The following is a 6,446-nucleotide window of genomic DNA, read 5'->3' as shown; positions in this document are numbered from 1 at the left end:
TGCGCGCGCAACGAGCACATCGACACCGAGATCCGACGTCTCACCAAGGCACTGCAGCACCTCGAACAGGCACCGGTGACGATGCCCGAGCTCGATACCCGTGAACCGTCGAACCCCGAGGAACCGATCCCGGACGGTGGATCGCGGGCCACGGTCATTCCGCGCGCGCAATCGCTGACCGCCCGCGAGCACGAAGTGCTCACGCTCCTGGCGACCGGCGCGACGAACGCGGCAATCTCCCGGCGACTCTGCATTTCCGACGGCACCGTCAAGAGCCATGTCCAGCGGATTTTCAAGAAGCTCGGAGTATCCACGCGCGCCGAGGTGGCGGCCCTGTACGCCAACACCAAGACGGTGACCGATGGCTGACGTGCCGGAAGCGAATTCGCAACCGGACACCGGGGACACCGAGCTCGATCGCGCCGTCTCGGGCATCCTCACCGAGTTGCGCACCGCCACTCCCGAGCGCACGGCCGAACTCGGCCGGCGTCTCGCCGATTTCCTCGATCGCCGGAAGGCGCTCGTAGAGAGTCGAACCGACGACATCGAGGCAATCGCGTCAGGCATCGATGGCGCCGTCCACGCCTTGGACGATGCCGCCTCGAGCACCGAACTCATGCAACGCGCGTGTGAGCGCGTCGCCGAACTCTGCTCTGCGCGAACGGTCGTGCTGTCTCGACTCGAGGAGGATCGGATCGTTCCCGTGGTCTCCTTCACCACCGATCCAGATATCACGCCGTCACTGCCCCTCGGATTCGACCTCGCGCCGGGCTCTCCCGAAGAGCATGCGCTCGCGGCAAACACGGTCACGGTCGATGAACTCGTTCCCGAGTCGATGCGAAACACTCTGGGCAACAACGGTTTCTCCACAGTTCCGGTCGTGGTTGACGGGCGTGCGGCGGCCTTCGTGCACGTCGACACGATGTTGGATCCTCCACGGCGCCACGCCCTGAGCGTGTTCGCGGAAATGCTCGGCGGTCAGTTCGAGCGGGTCGGCCTCGAAGCGCGTCGCGAGCGCCAGGACCTCCTCCTCCGCGACAGCGCCCGGCGATGGAGCAGCAACACCGACTTCGACGCCCTGTCCCCACGCGGCGCGGCCAACAGTGCACCGCCTCCTGCGGAGAACGACGTGGATCGGCGCCTGCTCGATCCGCTCACCGAGCGCGAAGCGGACGTCGTCCGGCTGATTCTCACCGGTGCGTCGAACGCCTCGATCGCGGCCGAGCTGGTCATCACCGTCGACACGGTCAAGTCGCATGTGAAGCGCATTCTCCGAAAATTGGGCGCTACCAACCGCGCCGAGCTGATCGCGAAGTATCGGTCCACCCCGCGGTGACCCGGCGGCTCCGCCCCGTGACCCGGCCCCAGCCGGTGGGCCCGCCGAGTCGCGTCGCGTCGTCAGTCGCCCGAAGCCGGCACGGTCACCTTGACGGTGTCCACGTCGGGGGTCAGCACCAGCTGGCAGGCGAGGCGAGAGCACGGCTGGACGCCGTCGAGGAACTCGAGAAGGTCCTGTTCCTCTGGTGTCGGCTCACTGAACACCGGGGCGGAACCTTCGTCCACGTACACGTGGCAGGTGGCGCACGAGCAGCTGCCCCCGCATTCGGCGACGATGCCGGGAAGGTTGTTGCGTACCGATCCGTCCATCACAGTCTGGCCGGACGGGACGTCGACGGACGCCGTCGAACCATCCGGAAGCTGGTACACGACGTTGGGCATGGCAATCTCCTTCGGGTCGACCGGTGAACATCTGCGCGGTCGTCGCGGGTGCGGGGCGATGCACCCGGATGGGTACGGCCGCGTTCTCCATGACCGAAATTGTGTCGCCGGTCACTGGACGCGCACATCACCACATCGGCCGATTACCCCCCTCCCATGGGGTGAAAACTGCGCCGCCACCAGCAAGCGACAGCAGAGTGACCGGGGCCACATCCCCCGTTAGATAGACAACTTTCGTTCGCTGGTGTGATGCCCCTCACCCCCGCTGCTGACAGGCTGAACTCACATCGGCCGACGTGAGCGCCGCAGCGTTCGGCGCCACATCTCACAGCATCACGAAGGGGATTCGATGAGCACTACAGAGCAGGTCACAGAGCTGATCCCGGACGCCGTCGCCCGCCGGATCGTGTTGCCCGAAGGGCACCGGGACAACGACGAGTTGTTCGAGGCCTACCGTTGGTTGCGCGAGAACAATCCACTCGGCCGTGCTGTCGTCGAGGGGTACGACCCGCTGTGGCTGGTGAGCAAGCACGACGACATCATGGAGATCGAGCGTCAGCCCGACATCTTCACCAGCGCGGGTGGTGAGAACAAGGGGTCGGTCAACCCGATCTTGGCGAACCAGGCCGGCGACGAGTTCACCAAGAGCATCAACAACGGCAGTCTCCGCATCCTGGAGACGCTCACCTACCTCGATCCGCCCGAGCACACCGAGATCAAGGACATCGCCGTCGACTGGTTCCGGCCGACCAACCTCGCGAAGTGGGAAACCACCATCCGTGACCTGGCGAAGGCGTCCGTCGCCCGACTCCTCGAGACAGACGGCCGCATCGACTTCGTCAAGGACTTCGCCCTGTACTACCCCCTGCACGTCATCATGAGCTTGTTCGGGGTGCCCGAGGAGGACGAGCCCCGCATGATGGCCCTGACGCAGGAGTTCTTCGGGACGGCCGACCCCGACGCCATCCGCGAGGATGTCGAACCGCTCACCCCGGACGCCGCCGCCAAGCAGTGGGTGGCCACGATCCAGGACTTCTACGCCTACTTCGAACGGCTGCTCCAGGATCGCCGCGCCAACCCCCGGGACGACCTCGCCACGATCATCTCCCTCGCCCGCGACAAGAACGGTGACTACTACCCGAACGAGGTGGCCTACGGCTGGTTCATCGCCATCGCGACCGCGGGCCACGACACCACCTCGAGCACTCTTGCGGGAGGCATTCTCGAACTCGGTCGCAACCCGGACCAACTCGCCAAGGTGAAGGCCGATCTGTCGCTCGCTCCGCACCTTGTGAACGAGTCGCTGCGTTGGGCCTCGCCGGTCAAGCATTTCATGCGTCAGGCGACGCAGGACTACACGCTGCGCGGCCGTGACATCAAGAAGGGCGACCGCTTCATGTTGCTGTACCAGTCGGGCAATCGCGACGCGGAGGTCATCCCCGACCCCGATCGCTTCGACATCACCCGCCGGCCCAACAAGCACATCGCCTTCGGCTACGGCCCGCACATGTGCATCGGCCAGCACCTGGCGAAGCTGGAACTGCGGATCATGTTCGAGGAACTGCTCCCCCACATCGAGTCGCTCCAACTGGTGGACGACACCAAGATGATCCAGACCAATTTCGTCGGCGGCCTCAAGAACATGCCCGTCAAGATCGACTTCGCCGAGTAACCCGATGCCCACGCCACACCCCTCACCCACCGTGGTGATCGTCGGGGCCGGGCATGCCGGTGGCACACTCGCCGGTCTGCTCCGCCAACAGAAGTTCGACGGCCGAATCATCCTGTGCGGAGAGGAAACACATCCGCCATATCATCGCCCGCCACTGTCGAAGAAGTACACCGACGACGAGTTCGTGCAATGGCTCAAGCCGGAATCGTTCTACGCCGACAACGCCATCGACACCCGACTGGGCGACCCGGTCGTGCACATCGACCGGGACGCCCGCACTGCGACGACGGCGTCCGGTTCCATCCTCGAGTACACGACGCTCGTCCTCGCCACCGGCGCCGCACCACGGACGCTGACCACCCCCGGTAGTGATCTCGACGGTGTCCTGAGCCTGCGCACGCTCGCCGACGCCGCGCAATTGCGCAAGGCAGTCCACAGCGGATCCTCGCTGGCCATCGTCGGTGGCGGGTACGTCGGACTCGAGGTCGCGGCATCGGCCCGCGCCCGCGGGGGCGAGGTCACGGTCATCGAGCGGGAAGAACGAGTACTGGCCCGCGTCGCCAGCCCGGAACTGTCCGACGCCCTCACCCGCTTCCACCGAGACCGCGGCACACGCATCCTCACAGGTGCCGAGGTCCAGGAAATCACCGGGACAGCCGGTCGCGTCAGTGGAGTCACCCTCGCCGACGGCACCGACATCGCGTGTGACCTGGTACTGGTGGGAGTCGGAGCGATCCCCAACGACGCGCTGGCACGAGAGGCAGGCATCGAGTGCCTCGCCGGGATCGTGGTGGACGGTTCGGCCCGCACCAGCAATCCGCATGTCCTCGCCATCGGGGACGTCACCTACCGCCTGCACGACACCCTCGGCAAGATGGTGCGACTGGAAAGCATTCCCAGCGCAGTGGAACAGGCGAAACAGGCGGCCGCCGTCATCATGAACGCACCCCGGCCACCACACGAGGTGCCGTGGTTCTGGTCCGATCAGTTCGACCTGAAGATGAAGATGGCCGGGATGGTCGATCCCGACACCCGGGCTGTCCTGCGCGGAGATCCGTCCGAGTCCTCCTTCGCCTTATTCCACCTCGACAGCGACGGCGTCCCCGTCGCCGTCGAGACCGTAAACGCCGCAGCCGAATTCATGGCCGGCAAACGCTTCATCGGCGACCGCACCAAGCTCGACCCCACCGCACTCGCCGACCCCGCGACCTCGTTGCGGGACGCCGTTCTGTAGAGCATTTCGATCTCCGCCGGCCCACGGGTCGGCCACAAGATATGGAGTACGTGACGATGGAAGCACTCGCAGCAGTCGCGAGAGAGCCGCACACCGAATTCACCCTCGAGCCGATCACCATCGAGGGACCCAGGGCCGGTGAGGTTCTCGTCGAGATCGAGGCCGTCGGCATCTGCCACACCGACCTCGCTGCACGCGACGGCGCCCTCCCGACCGCGCTGCCCGCCGTGCTCGGCCACGAAGGATGCGGCATCGTTCGAGAAGTCGGCCCCGGCGTCACCAAAGTGGCACCCGGCGACCGTGTCAGTATCACCTTCAACAGCTGTGGGACCTGCCCGTCGTGCACCACGGGTGCACCGTCCTACTGCCACCAATTCATGCACCTCGCCTACGACGGGGTGCGCGACGACGGAACCGGGCCGATCACCACCACCGACGGGGAAAAACTCACCGGCCTGTTCTTCGGCCAATCCTCCTTCGCCACCCACAGTCTCGCGTTCGAGCGCAACGTCGTGAAAGTTCCCGACGACGTCCCCGCGGAACTGCTCGCACCCCTCGGATGCGGCATCCAGACCGGCGCAGGGGCAGTGATGCGCTCCCTGAACTGCGGTCCCGGCTCCGCAGTACTCATCGCCGGCGCCGGCTCCGTCGGCCTGGCCGCCGTCATGGGCGCCGTCGTGCAGGGCTGCACCACCATCATCGCCGTCGAACCCCACCGGTCCCGGCGCGAACTCGCCCTCGAACTGGGCGCCACCCACGTCGTCGACCCGGCCGCCGGCCCACTCGTCGAGCAGGTCCGCGCCATCGTCCCCGCCGGTGTCGACTACGCGATCGACACCTCCGGCGTCCCGGCAGTAATCGAGTCGCTCGTCGGCGCCATGACCTTCCACGGCACGATCGGCCTCATCGGCGTGCCCGCCGACCCGGCAGCATCCGTGCCACTGAACATCATCAGCTCCCTCGCCATGGGACTCACGATCACCGGAATCATCGAGGGCGACAGTGTCCCCGACGAATTCATCCCCGAACTGGTGGAGCTCTACAAGGCGGGCAGGTTCCCGCTCGACAAGCTCGTCACCACCTTCCCCTTCGCGAAGATCAACGACGCAATCGAGGCCCAGCACCGGGGCGAGGTGCTCAAGCCCGTGCTCGTGCAGGACTGACCACTCCACCCGACACACTTTCCGAGAAGGACACCCCGATGACGATCGACTACACCGATCTCTACATCCGCGGCGGATGGGTACGGCCGTCCGGCGATTCGACGATTCCGGTCATCTCGCCGAGCACCGAACAGCGGATCGGCTCGGTGCCGGACGGTACCGAGTCCGACATCGACGATGCGGTCGAGGCCGCCCGCGCGGCCTTCACCGGCCCGGACGGCTGGGCGTCGTGGAGCGCCGCCCGGCGCGCCGAGGTCCTGGGCCGCTTCGCCGACGAACTCGAATCCCGCGCCGAGGACACCGCGACCCGGGTGAGCAGCCAGAACGGCATGCCCATCAGCCTCGCCCGACAATTCGAGGGTGGCTTCCCACCTCTCCTGCTGCGTTACTACGCCGAGATGACGGCCAAGCAGGAGGACGAGATCCGACCCGGCATGCTCGGCGGATCGACCCTCGTCACCCGCTCTCCCATCGGCGTCGTCGGCGCCATCGTGCCGTGGAACGTCCCCCAGGCCATCACGTTCCTCAAGATCGCTCCGGCGCTCGCCGCCGGCTGCACCGTCGTTCTCAAACCGTCTCCGGAGACCGTGCTCGACGCCTTCCTGATGGCCGAAGCGGCGATCGCGGCGGGCCTTCCCGCGGGTGTGCTCAACATCGT

The 6,446-nt window shown here is 66.3% G+C and carries 6 protein-coding genes and 1 pseudogene; 6 read left to right on the top strand and 1 reads right to left on the bottom strand.

Features of this window, described 5'->3' with window-relative positions; genetic code table 11:
• Together I0Q12_RS31895 and I0Q12_RS04020 are read left to right on the top strand one after the other, a co-directional pair.
• A partial coding sequence (locus I0Q12_RS31895; protein WP_231609962.1) for a LuxR C-terminal-related transcriptional regulator occupies positions 1-369 on the top strand: 369 nt, incomplete at its 5' end.
• Positions 362-1,336, top strand: a complete 975-nt coding sequence (locus tag I0Q12_RS04020) for a helix-turn-helix transcriptional regulator (RefSeq protein ID WP_197250700.1) — start codon at positions 362-364, stop codon at positions 1,334-1,336. The genes I0Q12_RS31895 and I0Q12_RS04020, both read left to right, overlap by 8 nt.
• A 62-nt stretch (positions 1,337-1,398) precedes the next feature.
• Here I0Q12_RS04020 and I0Q12_RS04015 read toward each other — a convergent pair whose 3' ends face one another.
• The gene (locus I0Q12_RS04015; RefSeq protein WP_197250699.1) at positions 1,399-1,719 is read right to left on the bottom strand and encodes a 2Fe-2S iron-sulfur cluster-binding protein; all 321 of its coding nucleotides are present in this window, start codon (positions 1,717-1,719) and stop codon (positions 1,399-1,401) included.
• A gap of 349 nt (positions 1,720-2,068) precedes the next feature.
• On the opposite strand from I0Q12_RS04015, the gene I0Q12_RS04010 reads away from it, so the two are divergent.
• The 4 genes and pseudogenes from I0Q12_RS04010 to I0Q12_RS31890 form a co-directional block, all read left to right on the top strand.
• Complete coding sequence (locus tag I0Q12_RS04010; protein WP_197250698.1) at positions 2,069-3,391, top strand: cytochrome P450; 1,323 nt, start codon at positions 2,069-2,071, stop codon at positions 3,389-3,391.
• 4 nt (positions 3,392-3,395) lie between these two features.
• On the top strand, positions 3,396-4,625 hold the full coding sequence (locus I0Q12_RS04005) for an NAD(P)/FAD-dependent oxidoreductase (protein WP_197250697.1): 1,230 nt from the start codon (positions 3,396-3,398) through the stop codon (positions 4,623-4,625).
• 56 nt (positions 4,626-4,681) lie between these two features.
• The gene (locus I0Q12_RS04000) at positions 4,682-5,788 is read left to right on the top strand and encodes an NAD(P)-dependent alcohol dehydrogenase (RefSeq protein ID WP_197250696.1); all 1,107 of its coding nucleotides are present in this window, start codon (positions 4,682-4,684) and stop codon (positions 5,786-5,788) included.
• Between the two features lie 38 nt (positions 5,789-5,826).
• Positions 5,827-6,446, top strand: a pseudogene (locus I0Q12_RS31890) (aldehyde dehydrogenase family protein); the annotation flags it as partial.

It is taken from the genome of Rhodococcus sp. CX (assembly GCF_015865005.1).
Classification (GTDB): Bacteria; Actinomycetota; Actinomycetes; order Mycobacteriales; family Mycobacteriaceae; genus Rhodococcus.
The sequence above is the reverse complement of the archived record's forward strand: the minus strand, read 5'-3'. Positions and strand labels throughout refer to the sequence as shown.

Bases quoted from the DNA above. Each gene is read 5' to 3' on its own strand.
- I0Q12_RS04010 (WP_197250698.1), top strand. From the start codon at position 2,069: ATGAGCACTACAGAGCAGGTCACAGAGCTGATCCCGGACGCCGTCGCC.
- I0Q12_RS04020 (WP_197250700.1), top strand. From the start codon at position 362: ATGGCTGACGTGCCGGAAGCGAATTCGCAACCGGACACCGGGGACACC.
- I0Q12_RS04000 (WP_197250696.1), top strand. From the start codon at position 4,682: ATGGAAGCACTCGCAGCAGTCGCGAGAGAGCCGCACACCGAATTCACC.
- I0Q12_RS04005 (WP_197250697.1), top strand. From the start codon at position 3,396: ATGCCCACGCCACACCCCTCACCCACCGTGGTGATCGTCGGGGCCGGG.
- I0Q12_RS04015 (WP_197250699.1), bottom strand. From the start codon at position 1,719: ATGCCCAACGTCGTGTACCAGCTTCCGGATGGTTCGACGGCGTCCGTC.